Genomic DNA, 18,965 nt, shown 5'->3' on the forward strand with positions numbered 1-18,965 from the left:
ATGAAATATCTAATTTCCACAATCGTTTCCCTAATTTCCTTTGTTGGTTTCGCGCAGGCGCCTTGTGATATATTGTTTGATTCCTTGGAAACCACAGATGGTATTTTTATAAGTGCCGAGGTTGCCGATGCCACCCCCAACATCCCAGTTATTTCAAAAATAGATTTAACTGGCGAAGAAGTTTGGCGTATTGAGGATGATATTGATGGCTATACCCACTTAACATATATTGAACTTTTTGAATTCTCTGATGGATTTTTATACGCCCTGCTAACCATTCCGCAGACGCATCATAATAGCTCGCCCAACAAAAAAATTTTAAAAATTGATCCGGTAGCAGGAACTATTTTATGGGAAAGCCAAATTTATGTATCAGATCGGGATTCCCCCGCCGGGTTGATAGATTATGATGGTGATAGACTCCTTTTTTATAATCCGAAAAGAAATACCAATGGCGGAAACATTTCAGGTTGGGAAGTTATTATGTTTGAAAAATTGAGTGGTGATGCCGATTTGATTTATGAATCCAACCAAACCTTAAGTTCCCTGAAAATGGTGAAGGACTCCAAGGGCAACATGTACCACTCCTTCATTAGACGCGACAATGCAGATAGCCCCTACCGCACCTCTTTACGAAAGGTGAACGGCCTCGATTTTAAAAACGTTATTTGGGAAAATGATTATTACCATTGGGAAAATGGGGTGGCTTCCATGGAGGAAATGAGTAATTTATATATCAATAATTTGGATGAGATTTATGCTTTTAGCATCAATTCCAATACCACCGATCTTTTTAAAATAAACAGTCTTGACGGCAGTGAAACCTGGTCCATCAACAATGTGGGCTATGAAGAGCGGGTATCCGATTTTCATTTTCACGATAACAGTATGTATTTTAGCTTAGCCCATCTTTTAGTTGGGGGTAATTCTACCTATTTCCATATCGTAAAAGTCAATCTTCAAAATGCCGCTATTGAATGGTCCAGCAATTTGCATATGACGGTTGTTGGGCAAAGTACACCTCGCACGGGCGATAAGGAAGCAATTCTATCCTTCGATTTTGATTGTGACGGCAACATATTTGCAACCGGATATTATGGCGATGCAAATTACGGTCCGGGCGCTTGGGGCATTATGAAAATTAATGGCCAGAATGGAACCAAAATGAATGACCTAACGGTAACCTATGATACGGAATTTATTGATGAAGAAAGTTCTGGTTTAAAGGCATTTGTAATCAACAACACCCCTATCTTTTTAGGCAATATTGAATATGAGCCATTAAAAAACACCCGTGCTTTCGTAACAACCAATACAGACTTAACCACCATAGAAAGTCTGGTAGATTTATGCGGCCTTGCCCCCGATAGTTTTCCAACTGCTGTGTGCACAGATTTCACGGGAGTTTTAAATGCAAATGGAGAATTCACATTAACCCCTGCCGATATTGATAACGGCTCTTACGACCTTCAAGGAGATATAACCATGAGCATCGATGTAACTGACTTTACGTGCGATGATTTAGGCGAAACGGAAGTAACCCTTACGGTAACAGATAATATTGGCCAAGTGTCCACCTGTACCGCTATTGTTACTATAGTAGATGATGAAGCACCTACTATAACAAACTGCCCGACAGCCCCCATTACGGAGCTCATTCCAATGGGAGAATCATTCACCATTCCAGATTATGTGGCAACCCTTGGCTTGACTATAACAGACAATTGCGATTCCTCATTCTCTGGACAAACGCCACCAATGGGAACCTTGGTTGGCCCCGGCACAACCGCTATTGAAATAACCGGTATGGATACCGCCGGAAATGAAGTTACCTGCACCTTTGATTTAATAGTAGAAGAAATTCTGGGCGTTGAAGAAAACAATCTAAAAAATAGTCTTGTTTTTTATCCTAACCCAACGAATGGTATATTGGTATTAGTCAATACAAACAGCATTGATTTACTGTCCGCGGAAATTATGAATACCCATGGAAGCGTTATCAAAAAAATAGACCTGAAAACAGAAAACCAAACCACTGAAATATCATTAGAAAATCTCGCTTCTGGAGTCTATTACATAAGGGTTAATGGTACAGATGCACACTATATCAAGAAAATTATAAAAAACTGATAGAAACCAATTCAACAATTCAACAGTTAAACAATTAAATATCAAACAAAGGTCATTGCGAAAGAGGCACAACTGAAGCAATCCGCTGAGGTGTAGTTCCTATCATGATAACAAGCAGCCTCATGGGATTGCTTCGTTGCGCTCGCAATGACAGTGCTGCTTAAACATTTAACAATTAGACGATTCAACAATTAAACATCAAACAAAGGTCATTGCGAAAGAGGCACAACTGAAGCAACCAAAAATCCAAAAATCCAAAAATCCAAAAATCCAAAAATCTAATAATCCAACAATCCAGCAATCCAAAAATCCATTCACACCCACAAAAAGTAAAAAATCATCATAATAAAAAACCATATTTTATAACTTCGTAGAAATTCACTCAGAAAATGATTGTCCACGATTTTAGCAACGAAACCTCAATCCTAAACCAGTTTATTTTGGAAATGCGCGATGTTTCCATCCAAAAGGATTCCATGCGCTTTAGAAGAAATGTGGAACGCGTGGGGGAAATTCTTTGTTATGAAATGAGCAAAACTTTGGAATACAATTCCAAAGTAATAAAGACTCCCTTAGGCGAAAAAACCGTTAATGCTCCCACTTCTGAAATTGTGCTGTGTTCCATTCTAAGGGCGGGAATTCCACTTCATCATGGCATTCTAAATTACTTTGATAGTGTGGAAAATGCTTTTATTTCGGCTTATAGATATCATCCGAATGGTGGCGATGATTTTGAGGTAAATGTGAAATATTTGGCAGCTCCCTCAATCGAAGGGAAGACCTTAATTTTAGCCGATCCCATGCTTGCCACTGGAAAAACGCTTGAAAATGTACTAAAAGCCCTGAAAACCCACGGCATACCCGAACAAATTCATATAATATCTATTATTGGCGCTAAACCGGGAATTGAACTGGCCGCCAAAATTTTTCCGAAAAATACCCATCTTTGGATAGCCGCAGTGGATAATGCCCTTAATGAACGAGGCTATATCGTCCCCGGTCTGGGAGATGCCGGCGATCTATGCTACGGCCCAAGACTTGATTAATCCCGCAGCGATGCAAATATAAATGAAGTTTTTAAAAACCATGCGCATCTAAAAGTCTTGAATCAAGATATCCAAAAACGAATAGCCTACTTAATTTCCAGCATAATTGGGCAATGATCGGAACCGTAATATTCAGATAATATTTCGGCTTTTTTTATCTTCTGGACCAATGTTTCACTCACCAAAAAATAATCTATTCGCCACCCGCTATTGCGTTCCCTTGCCCTAAATCGATAACTCCAGTAAGTATAGGCAACGCTCTCAGGGTGAAAATACCTGTACGTATCCACAAGGCCCGTGCCCAGCAAATTATCCATGCCATCAATTTCAATTTGGGTGTAACCTGCCGATTTGTTGTAATTGGCCTTGTCATTTTTAAGGTCGATAGGTCGATGCGCCACATTCAAATCCCCGCATAGTATCAAGGGTTTTGTCTGTTGCAAATTCATTAGATAGCTCTTAAAGTCGGCATCCCAGCGCTTTCGATAATCCAGTCTTTCCAATTCCTGTCCCGAATTGGGCACGTACACATTCACCAAAAAGAAGTCGGCAAATTCCAAACAAATTACCCGGCCCTCATTGTCGTGCTCCGCCACGCCCATATCATAAGTAACTCCAATCGGTTCTTTTTTACTCAATACGGCAACCCCAGAATAGCCCTTCCGCGTTGCGGAATTAAAATATTGATGATATCCTGAAATTCCAGTCAAAGCTGCGGCAACTTCCGCATCTTGCGCCTTTGTTTCCTGTAAACATAGAATATCCGGCGCGAGATTTGAAAAATCCTCAAAGAAATCCTTTTTTGTTATCGCTCGTATTCCGTTTATATTCCAAGAGATTATTTTCATAGCCGCTGTTCATTTTTGTAAATATCCTAAAGTTGTTCTAATTCTGCAATAATATATGTGAATGTGAGGCATCATAATTTTACAATTTCCCCTTCTTCAGTTATTCATTCCAATGAAAATAATAATCAAATCGCTGTGAAAGATGGTCAAGTATATAGCTATTTATAACGGATCCATCAACCAAATGCAAATATCCTTATTTTTCTAGCCATAATATCCTAATTTAGAAGATCAGGATTAAAAACTATTCTGATGGAAATCTTTTAAAGGAAACGAATACCCTTATAAATAAACCATTTATAGATTTCTAGCTTATAGAAATCAATAATTAAAAATAGAAAAACAGTGCCAGAACTACCAGAAATAGCACACGCTAAAAAGTTTGCTGACAAAGCACTACTTAATAAAAAAGTGAGGAAAATAAGCTTTGGAGCCGCAAAACCATTACAGGCGGCCCAGAAAAAATTTAAGGAAATTTTTGAAGACCAAACTTTTACCGAAACCCAACAATTGGGCAAATATCTCTTTGCAAAAAGCGATTCCAATAAGTGGTTGGTTCTCCATTTTGGGATGAGCGGCAAACTGGACTTTTCCGCACAGCCCAAATTGCCCAAGCACGCCATTATTACTTTCCATTTTAAAGACGACACCCACTTTTCATTCGTGTGCCCGCGCAAATTCGGAAAAGTGTGGATAGCTGATAGTGTAGAAAAATTTCAAAAAGAACACGAGCTGGGCCCCGATGCCCTTTCCATCTCCAAAAAAGAGTTTTTGGATTTGATGGAAAAGCAGTCCGCCGGTGTAAAAAGTGTGTTGATGGACCAACATAAAATTGCAGGGATAGGAAATGTATATACTGATGAAATTCTCTTCCAAAGCCACATCCATCCCAAAAAGAAAGTTTCCAATCTCTCCAAAACAGAGCTCAATTCTATTCACCGCAATATCACAAAAGTGCTAAAAAAAGCTACCCAATTAATAGATGAAGGCGAAAAATCTCCGGACAATTGGTTAAAATCCCACAGAGACGAAGGGGACGCCTGTCCTAATTGCAAGGGGAAGATTAAAATGATAAAGATTGGAGGAAGGAGTACTTATTTTTGTGAGGGATGTCAGAAATTATGAAACACCGCACCCTGTATTTTTGGATGATTTTTTTAATTGCAGCCTGCGGAAATCTTCAGCACCCCCGCACCACCAGCGGTCACTTTACTAGACTAAATTATCTTTTTACAACCCATCAATATTTTAAACTTACGGATGAATTTGAGGAAAGCAAACCGAAACTTTCCGAAGCGGAGCGTCTTATCATAAGCGCAAAGTTAAACTCTGTTTTCAATAAGAAAGAAACTTCAAATGCGGCTATTGAGGAACTCTTCGAAACCCACAAAAACCAACTTGCGGATTCCACGAAAATCCAATTACTGGAAATTGAAATGAACAACAGTGTGCTGTTATATGATTATAAAAAAGCCTTGGAAATTTCTGAAAAGATTCTTGCTTTTTCCAACGTTTTGGATGAGGAAGAAAGAACGGATATTGAAAACAACCGAAAAATTTTCAATATTCTTGAAAATGTTCCAAAGCAAACCATTTCCATAAATGAAACCTCTTTGCAAATCACAAAAGACATTGCCGGACTCTCCCGAATTCCTGTAAAATTAGGCCTTAGTACACAATCGGCAGTATTTGACACGGGCGCAAATTTTTCAGTAATCACAGATTCCCTTGCGCTCAAATCAGGATTGAAAACTTTGTTGGGCACATTTAAAGTTACAGCGATCACTGGGAACAAAGTGGATTCTAAAATAGCGGTCGCCGAAACTTTAAAGCTTGGAAGCACGACACTTAAAAACGTTATATTTTTGGTGTTTCCCGAGGCAAGTTTAAGTTTTCCGGAAGCCAACTATGCTATAGAAATAATCATTGGTTTCCCGGTTATTGAGGCCTTAACGGAAATTAGCATCGTTAAGGACTCTATATTTTATATTCCAAAAATGCAATCCGAAAACCCTACAAAAAATATGGCGCTAAATTTCCTTACACCGGTTGTTGAAGTTATGAAAAATGGAAAGTCGCTCCCTTTTACTTTTGACACGGGCGCCTCAGACACTATGCTCTACTATACCTATTTTAAGGAAAATAACACTGAAATTCTAAATTCCACAACCCTCGATTCTTCCAAAATAGGCGGAGCCGGTGGAACTAAAATTTTTAGAAATTATAAAATTCCTTTCTCAGGAAATATTTCTGGGAAAAACTTCACCCTTCAAAATACCAGCGTACTTTTTGAGGAACACTTAAATGATAAGACGGGTGTTTATGGCAATTTGGGCAAAGATGTGGTTAAACAATTTGACACCCTCACCCTAAACTTTGAAAAAATGTTTTTGAAATTGAACTAAACTACAACGGAATATTCCCGTGCTTTCTATTGGGTCGCGGCACATCTTTAGTTTCAAGCATCGCAAAAGCCTTCAATAGTTTTCTGCGTGTGTCGCGAGGTTGGATTACCTCATCTATAAATCCGCGTTGCGCTGCCTTAAACGGATTTGCGAATTTTTCGGCGTATTCCGCTTCCTTTTCCGAAAGTTTCAGCTCAGGATTCGCAGATTCGGAAATTTCTTTTCTGAAAATAATCTCACTGGCTCCCTTCGCTCCCATCACCGCAATTTCGGCCGTGGGCCAGGCGTAATTCATATCGGCTCCAATGTGCTTGCTGTTCATTACATCATACGCGCCTCCGTACGCCTTTCGGGTGATGACAGTAACTCGCGGCACGGTTGCTTCACTTAAAGCGTACAACAATTTTGCGCCATTCAAAATAATTCCATTCCATTCTTGATCGGTCCCCGGCAGAAAACCCGGAACGTCCACCAACACCAACAAGGGAATATTAAAACAGTCGCAGAAACGCGTGAACCTCGCCCCTTTTTTGGAACTGTCCACGTCCAATACGCCCGCCAAACTCATAGGTTGGTTGGCAACAATCCCGATGCTTCTACCGCCAAGCCTTGCAAAACCCACGATAATATTATCGGCGTAATCCTTATGCACTTCGAAAAATGAATCGGCATCAATTATTCCCTTTATTACGTCGTGCATATCGTAAGGCTTGTTTGAAGAGTCCGGCACGATGGTTTCCAATTCCTCCCGAAATTCGTCACCAACGTCGAAAGGAAGTTTTTGGGTTACGGATTTATTGTTTTGGGGAAGATAACCGAGTAGGGTTCTAATCTGTTCCAAACACACAATATCATTGGCCGCGGTGAAATGCGTCACGCCGCTTTTGGTGGCGTGGGTTCTCGCGCCACCCAATTCTTCGGAAGTAACGTTTTCATTGGTTACCGTTTTCACAACATTCGGCCCCGTAACAAACATATAACTGCTGTCCTGCACCATCAAAGTGAAATCGGTCATTGCGGGCGAATACACCGCGCCACCAGCACAAGGACCCATTATAGCCGAAATCTGGGGCACTACGCCCGATGCCTGCACATTTCTATAAAAAATATCGGCATACCCACCCAAACTCCGAACGCCTTCCTGTATACGCGCCCCGCCGGAATCATTTAAACCAATAATCGGCGCGCCAACGCTCACCGCATGGTCCATTATTTTGCAAATCTTTTCTGCGTGGGTTTCGGAAAGTGCGCCACCAAAAACCGTAAAATCCTGTGCAAATACATAAACCAATCTGTCATTGATTGTACCGTAACCAGTAACTACACCATCGCCGTAATACACTTCATCTTGCATATCGAAATCTGTAGTTCTGTGCGTAACGAGAATTCCCATTTCCTCAAAGGAACCTTCGTCGAGCAAGTATTCCACGCGTTCGCGGGCGGTTAGTTTTTTCTTTTCGTGCTGCTTTGCAATTCGTTTTTCGCCGCCGCCCAATTTGGCCTCGGCAAGTATTTGCTGCAATTTCTTATTGTTGTCGCTCATAGTTTTATTTTCTCTGTGAACCTCTGTGATTTTCTCCGTGAATCTCTGCGGAAAAACTATTACACCGAGTTTCGCAGAAGTTCACAAAGTTGCGCTGAGAAGTTATTTTGGCAATCTCAGTTTTTCTGAATCCTTTAAATATTGTTTTAATGCGAAGAGTGCCGCAACTTTTGCCTCTTCTTGGTGTATTGCTTTTAACTTATCCGCAGACCAATAGTTTTTTACAAAATTAGTGTCGAAATCTCCGCTGCGGAAGGCCTCGTGTTCAAATACAAATTTCCCAAAGGGAAGCGTGGTACTAACCCCTTCAATATTATAATCCGATATGGCTTTAAGCATGATTTGCATCGCTTCATTTCGTGTTTTGCCGTAGGTTATCAATTTTGAAAGCATAGGGTCGTATTGGATTGGCACTTGCATTCCTTCGGTAAAGCCATCGTCCACACGAATATTCTTTCCGCTTGGCGGTTTATATACTTCCAGTTTTCCAACGCTCGGCATAAAATTATCCAACGGGTCTTCGGCATAAACGCGAAGCTCAAAAGCGTGACCCGTAATTTTTAAATCTTCCTGTGAAAAGGCCAGTTTTTCATTTTTGGCAACCTTTATTTGTTGTTCCACCAAATCTAGACCTGTAATCATTTCCGTTACGGGATGCTCCACTTGCAGGCGCGTGTTCATTTCAAGAAAATAGAAATTGTGCTTATCGTCCAACAGAAATTCCACAGTTCCCGCGCCCACGTAATCACAAGCTTTTGCAACCTTTACTGCCGCTTCGCCCATTTGTGTGCGAAGTTCGGGCGTCAAGACTGAAGAAGGGGCCTCCTCCACCACTTTTTGGTGGCGGCGCTGAATGCTGCACTCGCGTTCAAAAAGGTGAACCGTATTTCCAAAATTATCTGCCAAAACCTGAATTTCGATATGGCGCGGCGAAGTGACAAATTTTTCAATAAAAACAGAGCCATCGCCAAAGGCATTTTCGGCTTCGCTTATGGCGCGTTTCATTTGGTCCTCAAATTCGGGGGCATTTTCCACTATTCGCATTCCCTTTCCGCCGCCACCGGCCGAGGCTTTTATGAGAATCGGGAAACCGATTTCCTTGGCAATTTCTTTCGCTACGGAAACATCGGTTATTGCTTCGGCAGTTCCGGGAACCATTGGTATATTGTATTCCTTTACGGCATCCTTTGCGGCCAGTTTGCTCCCCATCACGCGAATGGCGTGCGATTTCGGGCCAATAAAAATCATTCCGCTCCTTTCTACTTTTTCCCCAAATTCTGCATTTTCACTTAAAAATCCATAGCCGGGGTGAATGGCATCTACATTTAATTCCTGGGCAACTTTTATAATTTTATCGCCCAAAAGATACGATTCGTTAGAGGGCGGTGGCCCAATGCAAACTGCTTCATCCGCAAATTTTACGTGTGGTGCATTTCTATCTGCCTCGGAAAAAATGGCGACGGTTTTAATGCCCATATTTTGGGCGGTCTTCATTATGCGCAGAGCGATTTCTCCCCTATTGGCAACTAATATTTTTTTAATCATTCCTTTCTAATTCAATTAGCAATTTTCCTTTATCAACCGTTTCGCCCTTGGCAATATTTACCGATTTTACAATGCCGTCCCGTGGTGCGGTGAGGGTGTTTTCCATTTTCATCGCCTCCAAAACACAGAGGAAATCGCCTTTTTTAACCACTTCGCCTTCGCTTACATTCACTTCTAAAATAATGCCCGGCATGGGGGAATGGATTTCGTCTTTCTCGGAAGTATTGCCCAGCGACAAACCCATTTCGGCAATGCGTGCATCCAATTGGTTTTCAATTTTGGTTTGATAACGGTTTCCATTAATGGCGATGGTATAAATTCTTTTATGAAAATCCGATCGAATGGAATCAACCTTAATGGATTTATTGTTAAAAATTATGTGGGAATTATTTGTGTCCGAAATGGAATCAAATGCGCTCAAATCATTAGAGCTCAAGGCGAACTCGAAATTATCATTTACAACAACTTTAAATTTTACTTCCATAAATAGAAATTTCGATAAAGGTACTATTTGTGGAATGATTATGCCAACTTCAAAATATGGAAAAGTGAGCTTTTTGCTCTCCGCGCGGTAGATGCAATTATCCCGCCAAAGCCTCAAAATTCAATATTAACAAGCTTACTAATCGTAACGTAAAAACGGAATGATTACTTATTCTGCTTCGGCTTTACCTTAGGTTTTGAAGTTGCTTTCGTTATTTTCGGTTTTGCTATTGTGGCTTTTTCCGACTTAATTTTTTTTCGGACACCACTCAAGGCGGTCCGCAGATCCGTGATACGTTTTTCCAAATCGGCTTTGGCCTTGCTACTTTCTGTGGGACTATCGGTTATTGTGTTTAGGGAACGGGTCAAGAAATCCAGATGTTCCAATTCCGCTGCTTTTTTTGCTTCGGAACCGGCTTTTTTCCAGATCTTATTGAAGTTTTGGATAACCTCATTCCATTTAGATTCAATTTTTTCATCCTCAATAATTAAAAGCAGGCACAAATCGATATTTAAAAACGCGATAAAGCTCCAATAATCAAGATCCTCGATTTCAGCTTTCTCAATTAATCGTTTCTGCAGTTCGAGCAGTAATTGCTGTGCTTCGGCAACAGATCGTAATTTGTATTTTTTGCCGCCCACCGTAAATTCACCACCATGGTTTATTGCCGCATTCAAAACCAATAAACAGGCGAGCTCAATGGAATTGGCAAGGGAATAAATTTTGTTGGAATTCAAATTGTTGGTGTAGGCACGTTCATAATGTGAAATTGCGTTTTTATAGGCGCTCATTCTCTTTTTATGGTCCGTTGCCAGCATTGACAGTCGTTTGTATGCGCTGCCCAATAAGTTGTGCCGTTCGGCGGTCTCACCCGCAAAAAGCAGAACTTCCAGATCTGTAATTACCCTTTCCGTTTTTTGATAGGCTTCTTTTTTGGCTGCAGCAGTGGCCTCTTCGTTTTCGAAGATTTCCATAATGTACATTTTTGCTCGCGTGTTGCAGTATTTTTCCATGCACGAAAAGGAGAAATCCGCCTTTTCCATTTTTAGAAGTTCCTCATAATGTTCGGAAGCTTCGGTATACATTGCTAATTCTTGATAAATTTTGGCCACTCTTTCAATAATGGGAGGCGTGCGGAAAACGTCCCTATCCACTGCCCTCATTATAGTATGTAATTCTGCCAAATGGTCATGTTCTGAAGTTGTCGCCATTTGCAATTGGTTCAGCAAATTGTCCAAATGTATCTCGGCTTCCTGCGGCACGATATAGCTTGGGGACCAAGAGCCTTTCCCTGCGGTGATTCCTTTCAATTTAAAAAATGGATCGCCATAGCATTGGTAGGCGCCCCAAGTATTGTTGCCGGGATGTTTTTCATATATATAGTTGCGGGCGTTTTTTACTGCATCGCCAAAATTGTCGCCGGAGAACATACTGTTGTAAAAAACCTGGGCAAAATCCAACGCAGCGGCATCATTAACCGCCCAGCCCGCGGCGATTACTGCCTTCACGCCAATACTGATCAATTGGGTGCCGATGTTGGCGGCAAGTTTGTAACGGTCCTTATAGAAACGCTCTTCTTCGGCATTGCTATAGCCCAGGTGGCAACAGTTCACAAAAACCAATTCGGGGACTACGGGCATCTGCTGGATTTCAAAAACGGTGAGAAACATATCCTTTCCTATCACCATTCCTGATTTTTTGGGCGATTTGGGGTTAAAAACGCCGTGGCCAGCCAAATGAATTATTGAATAATCATTGCAGAAAAAATTCTTGACAATACTTTCGGCGTCGGTGCTGATAAGGTGCGTTGTGGGATAGCCTAAGTTTTCCAGGGTGTCCTTAACCATCATTCCTTCTTCCTTTGCTCCCGGCAATTGTGAAATGAAACCATTGAGGATTGGATCGGCTATAATCAAAGCGCCTTTTTCGGCAACGCGCTTAATGTTTATCCTGTATTCCTTTGTGGATAGCTGGCGAATCATACCGGCATTTATGCAAAGCGGTTTGGCATTGGTGGTATTGTCCTGTAGCAATTCCCACGGATAAGAAGCCGTTTTGGAATCCAATATCCACGAAATGTTTCCTTTGCGCTTCAGTTTTTCCTTTAAATTATTCGGAATCAACAATTCGAAAAGGGTTTTTGCAGTACAGGCAGACCATTGATTATTGCTGGATGCTTCGGAAATGAAGAGATCAATTAAAGGGGTACTGCTGAAAAGTTCATTCTCTTCCTCTCGCGAGTCGCCCGTGGAAGATCCAAAAATCATACTGGCCGGTTCACCCGTTTGTTCATTGGCTTCTTTATATTTAACGGTAATTCGGTTCCACCAATCTTCGGCATTGTCCAACGGAGTTCTTTTGCGTATGCCCAATAGGTTTTTGATTCGTTTGTTGCCGATTATAATATTATAGGTTGAATTTTCCTTATTGGCTATTTTGTTGATTACGTACATACAGTTCAGCGCGCGGTCTGCATATAGCTCAATTATCTCGATGTTTTGGACGGTTCTATAACCCTCGTCAGACACCATTTTTACTTTTTCATTTGCTCTATTCACGCCATCAATAACTGCTTTTAGCGAGCCTTCCACAGATAGCCCGCCGTAACCAGAGGCAATGATTAATGAAGAAATCCCGATGCCTCTTTTGGGGATGGTTGTTCCTTTGATGCTTAATAGATAATTCAAAACGCCATGTTCAATGGATTTCGAAAGTTGAAAGGAAGTAAGTTGGTCCGGTTCTCCCAGACCTACGATTATAGCCCCTTCAAAATCGCTATTTTTCATTTTGCCGAAAATGGCGTTGGTACCAATTTCCCCGGGGTAAAGCCCCAGGCGGTGTTTCGCCGTTAAGCTTCCTTCCAAATAACTATCTATGGATTTTTCGGCATAAAGCACACCGTCATTCAAAAAATGCCCTGCCACAACGGGATATTCAGAATATCTTAAATCACCATTGCTTACAGTTATTGTAATTGGTATTTGGCTGGCAACCGGCTCTATGGAATCGCCGAAGCCCAAGATTGTTTTTTCTAAGCCGCTTTCGGACAAATCGAAATTGATATCGGGTTCTGCTCTAAATATTTTTTCCTCGCCGCGCAACAGCGGTTTGGTGTTTCGGAGCAATTGTGTTTTGCCCGTAACCAGAATTTCCTCAATGGCATTAAATAGTTCCGGCTCATTGGCCAAGGCGCCGTGGGTAACGCGTGAATAATAAACCGCATTGGACTCAATAAGCTGTTTGGGAATTCCCGATTCCCAGGTTACGCTTTGGTCACCCTCGCTGGTATAAAGGAAATATAGTTGTTTTTTCGGCGGAATCTCATCGAGATAATAGCCGCAGGGCGTCATTTTGTCCTTGCCGGCAATATAGGCCATGTTGGAATAATCGATGGCGTCTCTTTTTGCTAAAATATTATCTCTGTAATTTTTAAAATATTCTAGATCAGATTTTTGAGGTAAAGGCCAATCTAGTTTTCCGAAATATTTTCGCATATTTTCCCAAGTCTCCATTTTTGCAAAATCGTTCTTTTCATCAGTATTTAGTGGCAGTAGGGCCAAAATACCGGGAAATTTGGAGAACATTTTCAAAAGCCCTTCCTTGGTGTGGAAAAGATCCAATTTACTTAACTTTTGAATGATTGCATCCTCCCCGAACAGCACGGAAGGAATCCGGAATGAACCGCCAAGAGGCGAGCCAAGAAACAGCATTTTAAATCCTTTTGAAGCCTTTAGCTCTTGCCAAGTATCGTCGTGGTTCAAAATGAAATCACGCGCCAATAAGCCTCCCATGGAGTGGCCGATTATCTTTATGGGTTGCCCATGTTTGAGCAAACTCTTAATTTTTGTATTAAATTCATTGGCACATTCGGGCAGCGGTTTGCGCCAGTCGAAGGGATATACTACCACATCATACTTGCCGGACAACCATTTGTACAGTTTATAATAAGATGTTTTTACAACGGAATCCGCTACAATTTTATTGACGTTGGAATACCCAAGATTTACCAATCCCCCACTGAGAATTCGGCCATAATGAAGCCATATTTCCTTGTCTTTTTGCGAAAGGTTGGAGCCCATAATTCCGGGCAGCATAACAACAATAGGCTTTGAGCCCGAGGGCGGGAATGGCGAAGGGTATAACTCCCCGGACTCCACAAGGGCCCGGTCGGAACCAGGAATTTCATCCTGTGCAAAATATTTGAACCCGGGAATAAGTTCACCTTCGGGAGTTTTTAGCACCAATTCTATGGCCTCCCTGGTTTTGTCGTTTTCAAAATATTTTACGTGGTTAACATCATCGCCCTGATCAAAGAAATATTGAATTTGATTTTTGCGTTTTGCCCCCAAATACATGGAATCTGTGTTCACCACCAAGTCGTTTCGCTGCCAATAGAATAATTTTCCAAGGATCACGAATAAACCCTGCCCCGAAAAACTAACCCTTCCGTTGCCAGATATAATAGCCAACGGTTTGCCATCAATTGCAGTTTCGGGTGTGGGATCGTTTAAGATTTTAATAAATGGCGATTCGGGCCTTTGTGCCTCCAAGCCTGGAAGAACGCTTACGTCATCTTTACTTTCAACGGCGGCAGAAAGCAATTCCTTTAAAACATCGCCAAACGCGCCACCAATTACGGTCAGAAGATTAAAAAACACATTCAGAATATGGTCCAATCTTTTGGAGGCCAGTTTTGTGCCGGCGGCAGGACAGCCTACCCGCACAAATTTGGCAACCGTAATCTTTTTATCCTTAAAAATTTTATTCAGGGCCTCTATGTTTTCAATGTCCTGTTCCCTATCGCCCTCTTTTTCGAGCAGAGCAATATGGTGACTGTTAAACCCGAGGGAAGCCTCGTCATTTTTACTGCTGTATTTGTTTAATATATCGCCTACAATCCCGCCCCGGGAATGGGTAAGCAAGTGTACCACTGAATTATCGGGCAGCATTTTGGCCAGTTTTACCACATTTAGCAAAGGGCTTTCAGTAAGCGTTCTATGTTGAAAGGCGAGAACATTTTTGCCATAAAATTGATGGATGGTATTCCAAACAGAAGTATTTTTCAAAGCTTGAAAAGCTCCAAAAGAGTCGGAATTTGTACCATGGATAAAAAGGAAAAAAGGACTATTGGAAGGTTTTCCGTCAAAAGTTCCAAATTTGAAATTCTTGTCAACAGTTAATAAGGCAGCACCGGTTTCCAATAAATTCTGAGGGATGGCTTGTGGATCAGTTTGATGTTGCAGATGCTTATCCTCCAATTTTCGGGCGATTTCCGCAACTCCTTTTCCAATGGTTTTTTTGGCGAATACCTTTAAAAGTTTAACCGCAATTTTGCCAACAATTCCCCTTTCGGTGGATGGCGCATCCACAGCCGCCGGCATCACAAAAATTTCCACTTCCAAATCGCGACTTCCCGCGGGCTTTAATGCTGGGTCCAGTTCGGGAAAAACTTCGTGCATGGTGGAAGCGTCGCACATCCAAGAAGTGCCGTCATCAAGCACCAATTCAAGTAATTTATCGTTTTCCGCAAGTTGGATTTCATGTTGATTGGCAACATCCCTATTGCTGGCCTGCAAATTATAAACTACGGCCCCCTCTTCATTTGTTTCCTTTTTGCCGTAAACCACAAGTTTTTTAATTGGTTCCATAATATCGATGATTGGTTAGTTTTTAAAATTTCTTATAAATACTGCTGTTTGAGCGTACTTAATTCAATGTCAGTTGATTAAATACATAACTAAAATAGAACTTATTTCGCAATAGCGAATATCATTCTATTGAAGGTGAGCTAATTAAAATATATGTGAGGTCTTTTGTGAGGAGTTGAAAAAGTTACGTTATTTTTTCAAACTGGGAAGAAATTCCGTCTTCAATTTTTCAAAGTAGGGGTAATATAGTTAAGAATTTTCCAAAATTTCCCGGATGATTAATTTTTAAACCCTATTTTCTGTATCTTTTTTCGAAATAAAATATCTATGAAAATGAAGTTTATATTTCTCCTGCTTTTGACCTTTTCCATCTCCTGCGCGCAACCGCAAAAAAAGAATGACGTTGAATTAAAAACGGAGCCTCAATCCTACAAAATTGAGGAAGCCGTGAAAGGCCTTACCATTCCGTGGGGAATGACATGGCTGCCCGACGGAAGTATGTTGATTACAGAAAAAGATGGCCGATTGATTCATTTTAAAAATGGCGAAAAGACCGAAATTGCCAACGTTCCAGAGGTTTACAACAGCGGGCAGGGTGGTTTAATGGATATTGAGCTGCACCCCAATTATGCCGAAAATGGGTGGATTTATATAACCTATGCCACAGAAGAAGGAACAGGAAATGGCGGAAATACCGCTTTGATCCGTTGCAAGCTGCAAAACAATTCGCTTACAAACATTGAAAAACTTTACAAAGCCGAACCAAACACAACGGCCGGGCAGCACTTCGGGTCTCGCATTGAATTTGATAATGAAGGTTACGTGTATTTCTCTATTGGCGAACGTGGCGAACGCGATGTAAATCCGCAAGACATAACCCGTGACGGCGGAAAAATTTATAGATTGAATGACGATGGCAGCATCCCAACGGACAATCCGTTTTACGATGAACCCAATGCCAAGAAAGCAATATATACCTTCGGAAACCGTAATCCACAAGGCATGGCAAAACATCCGGAATCGGGAAAAATATGGTTGCACGAGCACGGCCCAAAAGGTGGCGATGAAATAAATGTTGTGAAAAAACGCGCAAATTATGGATGGCCCATCGTTACTTACGGCATTAATTATAGCGGTTCCGAAATTACGAACCAAACAACAAAACCCGGCATTGAGCCGCCCATTTACTATTGGACGCCTTCAATCGCGCCCAGTGGGATGGCATTTGTTACCAGCAATAAATATCCACAGTGGGAAGGAAAACTTTTAGTGGGTTCGCTCAAGTTCGCTTATGTGGAATTACTGTCATTGGATGGAGAAAAAGTTACTTCCCGCGAAAAAATTGCACAGGATATTGGCCGTGTGCGCAATGTGAAAATAGGACCCGATGGCTTGATTTATATTGCAGTGGAAGGACAGGGAATTTTCAGATTGGTGCCAGAATAATGTCGTCCGATTTTCTAATTTTTCCACATTATACCAGAAGTGAAACCCTAGGTTCACCCGTATAATAGCCCACCCAAAGCTATGGATACTTCATAGATTAAGTATGGATAGTGTATGGAAAAGCTTTACGCAAACACGCAATGACTAAGATTTGTCTACTTTGAAATCTTATTTCTTAACTCCTTTTTTTCTTTTCCTCCAGAAATCAAATGCGAACCAACCGATAACGGCTATCACAAAATACATTAGGTAAGAAACAGGTTTTCCGCTACCGCCCACGGTGGTGAATAAACGTTCCCATCGCACTTTTTTGTTCACGCCATCCCAGCTCATCCAAATGAACACAGGTTTTCCTACTACGTGATTGAAGGGCACAAATCCCCACGTACGAGCGTCCTCGCTATTGTTTCGGTTATCGCCCATCATCCAATAGTAGTCCATTTTAAAGGTGTACTCCGAAAGAAGTTGGCCGTTCAATAGAATTTCGGTGCCGGCTTGTGTGATTTTATTTTCGATACCCAATTCACTGCCTTCATAAACCTCAATTAAGCGCTTATATAATGGCAGGGTTTCGGGGGTAATGGAAACGGTTGCGCCTTTCTTCGGAATATAGAGCGGGCCAAAATAATCGTTATTCCAAGCATATCGCTGATTGTTTGGAAAAGTGCCCTCATTCCATTGGTCTTTTTCGCTGTTCAATCTTTTCACCTCAATAACATTCGGATTGTTTTTGAGCATATTCAAGGATTCTTCTGAAATAGCACCAAAAATATAGGTTCCATTCTGATAGCCATAGCGGTCCGTGATATTATATCTATTATGCAGCATTTCCGGATTTAACTGGCCATTCACCTTTACTTCATATGAAAACTGAAGTTTTGCCCTATCCGGCAAATCATTCTTCTTTCCGTTTATAAAAACATAACCGTCCCGCACCTCTAAAGAATCGCCCGGAAGGCCAACACACCTTTTTACGTAATTGGATTTTTTATCTATGGGTTTGTAATAATATTTCCCATCGCCATATTGCTGAAATGCGTTTACCGTATCAACCGGCCAGTTGAAAACCACAATATCATTACGCTTTATATCCTGAAATCCAGGTAATCTGAAATAAGGAATTTGCGGTTTTGTTAAGTATGATTTTGTATGAATAACGGGAATAGTATCATGCACCATCGGAAATGCCACGGCCGTCATCGGGGCGCGGGCACCGTAATGGAATTTGCTCACAAAAAGGAAATCCCCAACCAACAATGTTTTTTCCAAAGAAGAAGTGGGGATAGTAAAGGGTTGCATAAAATAGGTGTGCACAATTGTGGCTGCAACCACCGCAAAAAGAATGGAACTAACCCACTCGCCCGTTGATGTACGTGGTTTCAGGCTTCTATCTTTAATATGCGTTACATTCTGCGTGTAATTGATGTAGTAAATATAAAGTCCGAATGTTATCAAAACCAAAACCGTATCGGTCGTGGAATTTCGGCCAAAACTTCGGATGGTTTCCACCCACACCACCGGAAACATTATGAGGTTCACAATTGGCACGAACAGCAAAATGGTCCACCACCACGGACGGTTTATGATTTTCATCAAAACCACGGCGTTGTAAACCGGCACTGCAGCTTCCCAAGCTTTTCTACCGGCTATTTGGTATAACTTCCACGTTCCGGCAAAATGGATTACCTGAACTACCAAAAAAAATATAAACCAACCTGTCCAACTCATTGTTTTTATTCTTTATTATTATTTTTTATTTTCGATTGAAAGAGTACTTGTTAATTGTTAAGGGCAAATCGTTATTCGTTATTCGTTATTCGTTAATTCGGAATCTGTGATTTGGAATTTGTGATTTGTGATTTGTGATTTG

The 18,965-nt window shown here is 41.2% G+C and carries 11 protein-coding genes; 5 read left to right on the forward strand and 6 right to left on the reverse strand.

Annotated elements, in window-relative coordinates; genetic code table 11:
- Both QRD02_RS07425 and upp read left to right on the forward strand, forming a co-directional pair.
- On the forward strand, positions 1–2,130 hold the full coding sequence (locus QRD02_RS07425; RefSeq protein ID WP_290254300.1) for a T9SS type A sorting domain-containing protein: 2,130 nt from the start codon (positions 1–3) through the stop codon (positions 2,128–2,130).
- A gap of 389 nt (positions 2,131–2,519) precedes the next feature.
- Positions 2,520–3,176, forward strand: a complete 657-nt coding sequence (gene upp / locus QRD02_RS07430; protein WP_290254301.1) for a uracil phosphoribosyltransferase — start codon at positions 2,520–2,522, stop codon at positions 3,174–3,176.
- Between the two features lie 86 nt (positions 3,177–3,262).
- Here the strand turns inward: upp and QRD02_RS07435 are convergent, their stop codons facing one another.
- Positions 3,263–4,024 carry an exodeoxyribonuclease III gene (locus QRD02_RS07435; protein WP_290254302.1) on the reverse strand — a complete coding sequence of 254 codons (762 nt, stop codon included), beginning with the start codon at positions 4,022–4,024 and terminating at the stop codon, positions 3,263–3,265.
- 345 nt (positions 4,025–4,369) lie between these two features.
- On the opposite strand from QRD02_RS07435, the gene QRD02_RS07440 reads away from it, so the two are divergent.
- Together QRD02_RS07440 and QRD02_RS07445 are read left to right on the forward strand one after the other, a co-directional pair.
- Positions 4,370–5,149, forward strand: a complete 780-nt coding sequence (locus tag QRD02_RS07440) for an Fpg/Nei family DNA glycosylase (protein ID WP_290254303.1) — start codon at positions 4,370–4,372, stop codon at positions 5,147–5,149.
- Positions 5,146–6,429 carry a pepsin/retropepsin-like aspartic protease family protein gene (locus tag QRD02_RS07445; RefSeq protein ID WP_290254304.1) on the forward strand — a complete coding sequence of 428 codons (1,284 nt, stop codon included), beginning with the start codon at positions 5,146–5,148 and terminating at the stop codon, positions 6,427–6,429. Before QRD02_RS07440 ends, QRD02_RS07445 begins: the two co-directional genes overlap by 4 nt.
- 1 nt (position 6,430) lies before the next feature.
- Here the strand turns inward: QRD02_RS07445 and QRD02_RS07450 are convergent, their stop codons facing one another.
- The 4 genes from QRD02_RS07450 to QRD02_RS07465 all read right to left on the reverse strand — a co-directional run bounded on the left by QRD02_RS07450 (position 6,431) and on the right by QRD02_RS07465 (position 15,649).
- Positions 6,431–7,972, reverse strand: coding sequence for an acyl-CoA carboxylase subunit beta (locus QRD02_RS07450; RefSeq protein WP_290254305.1), 1,542 nt, complete (start codon positions 7,970–7,972; stop codon positions 6,431–6,433).
- Positions 7,973–8,074: 102 nt separating this feature from the next.
- Positions 8,075–9,514, reverse strand: a complete 1,440-nt coding sequence (accC, locus tag QRD02_RS07455; protein ID WP_290254337.1) for an acetyl-CoA carboxylase biotin carboxylase subunit — start codon at positions 9,512–9,514, stop codon at positions 8,075–8,077.
- Positions 9,510–10,001: an acyl-CoA carboxylase biotin carboxyl carrier protein subunit gene (locus QRD02_RS07460; RefSeq protein ID WP_290254306.1), complete on the reverse strand. Its 492-nt coding sequence runs from the start codon at positions 9,999–10,001 to the stop codon at positions 9,510–9,512. The genes accC and QRD02_RS07460 overlap by 5 nt, the downstream gene beginning before the upstream one ends.
- Positions 10,002–10,165: 164 nt before the next feature.
- The gene (locus tag QRD02_RS07465; RefSeq protein WP_290254307.1) at positions 10,166–15,649 is read right to left on the reverse strand and encodes a CHAT domain-containing protein; all 5,484 of its coding nucleotides are present in this window, start codon (positions 15,647–15,649) and stop codon (positions 10,166–10,168) included.
- A gap of 327 nt (positions 15,650–15,976) precedes the next feature.
- On the opposite strand from QRD02_RS07465, the gene QRD02_RS07470 reads away from it, so the two are divergent.
- Positions 15,977–17,095 carry a PQQ-dependent sugar dehydrogenase gene (locus QRD02_RS07470; RefSeq protein WP_290254308.1) on the forward strand — a complete coding sequence of 373 codons (1,119 nt, stop codon included), beginning with the start codon at positions 15,977–15,979 and terminating at the stop codon, positions 17,093–17,095.
- 168 nt (positions 17,096–17,263) lie between these two features.
- Here QRD02_RS07470 and lepB read toward each other — a convergent pair whose 3' ends face one another.
- Positions 17,264–18,823 (reverse strand): signal peptidase I, encoded by a 1,560-nt coding sequence (gene lepB / locus QRD02_RS07475; RefSeq protein ID WP_290254309.1) that lies wholly within the window; start codon positions 18,821–18,823, stop codon positions 17,264–17,266.
- Positions 18,824–18,965: the final 142 nt, after the last annotated feature.

The organism is Aequorivita aurantiaca, assembly GCF_030410135.1.
Lineage (GTDB): Bacteria > Bacteroidota > Bacteroidia > Flavobacteriales > Flavobacteriaceae > Aequorivita > Aequorivita aurantiaca.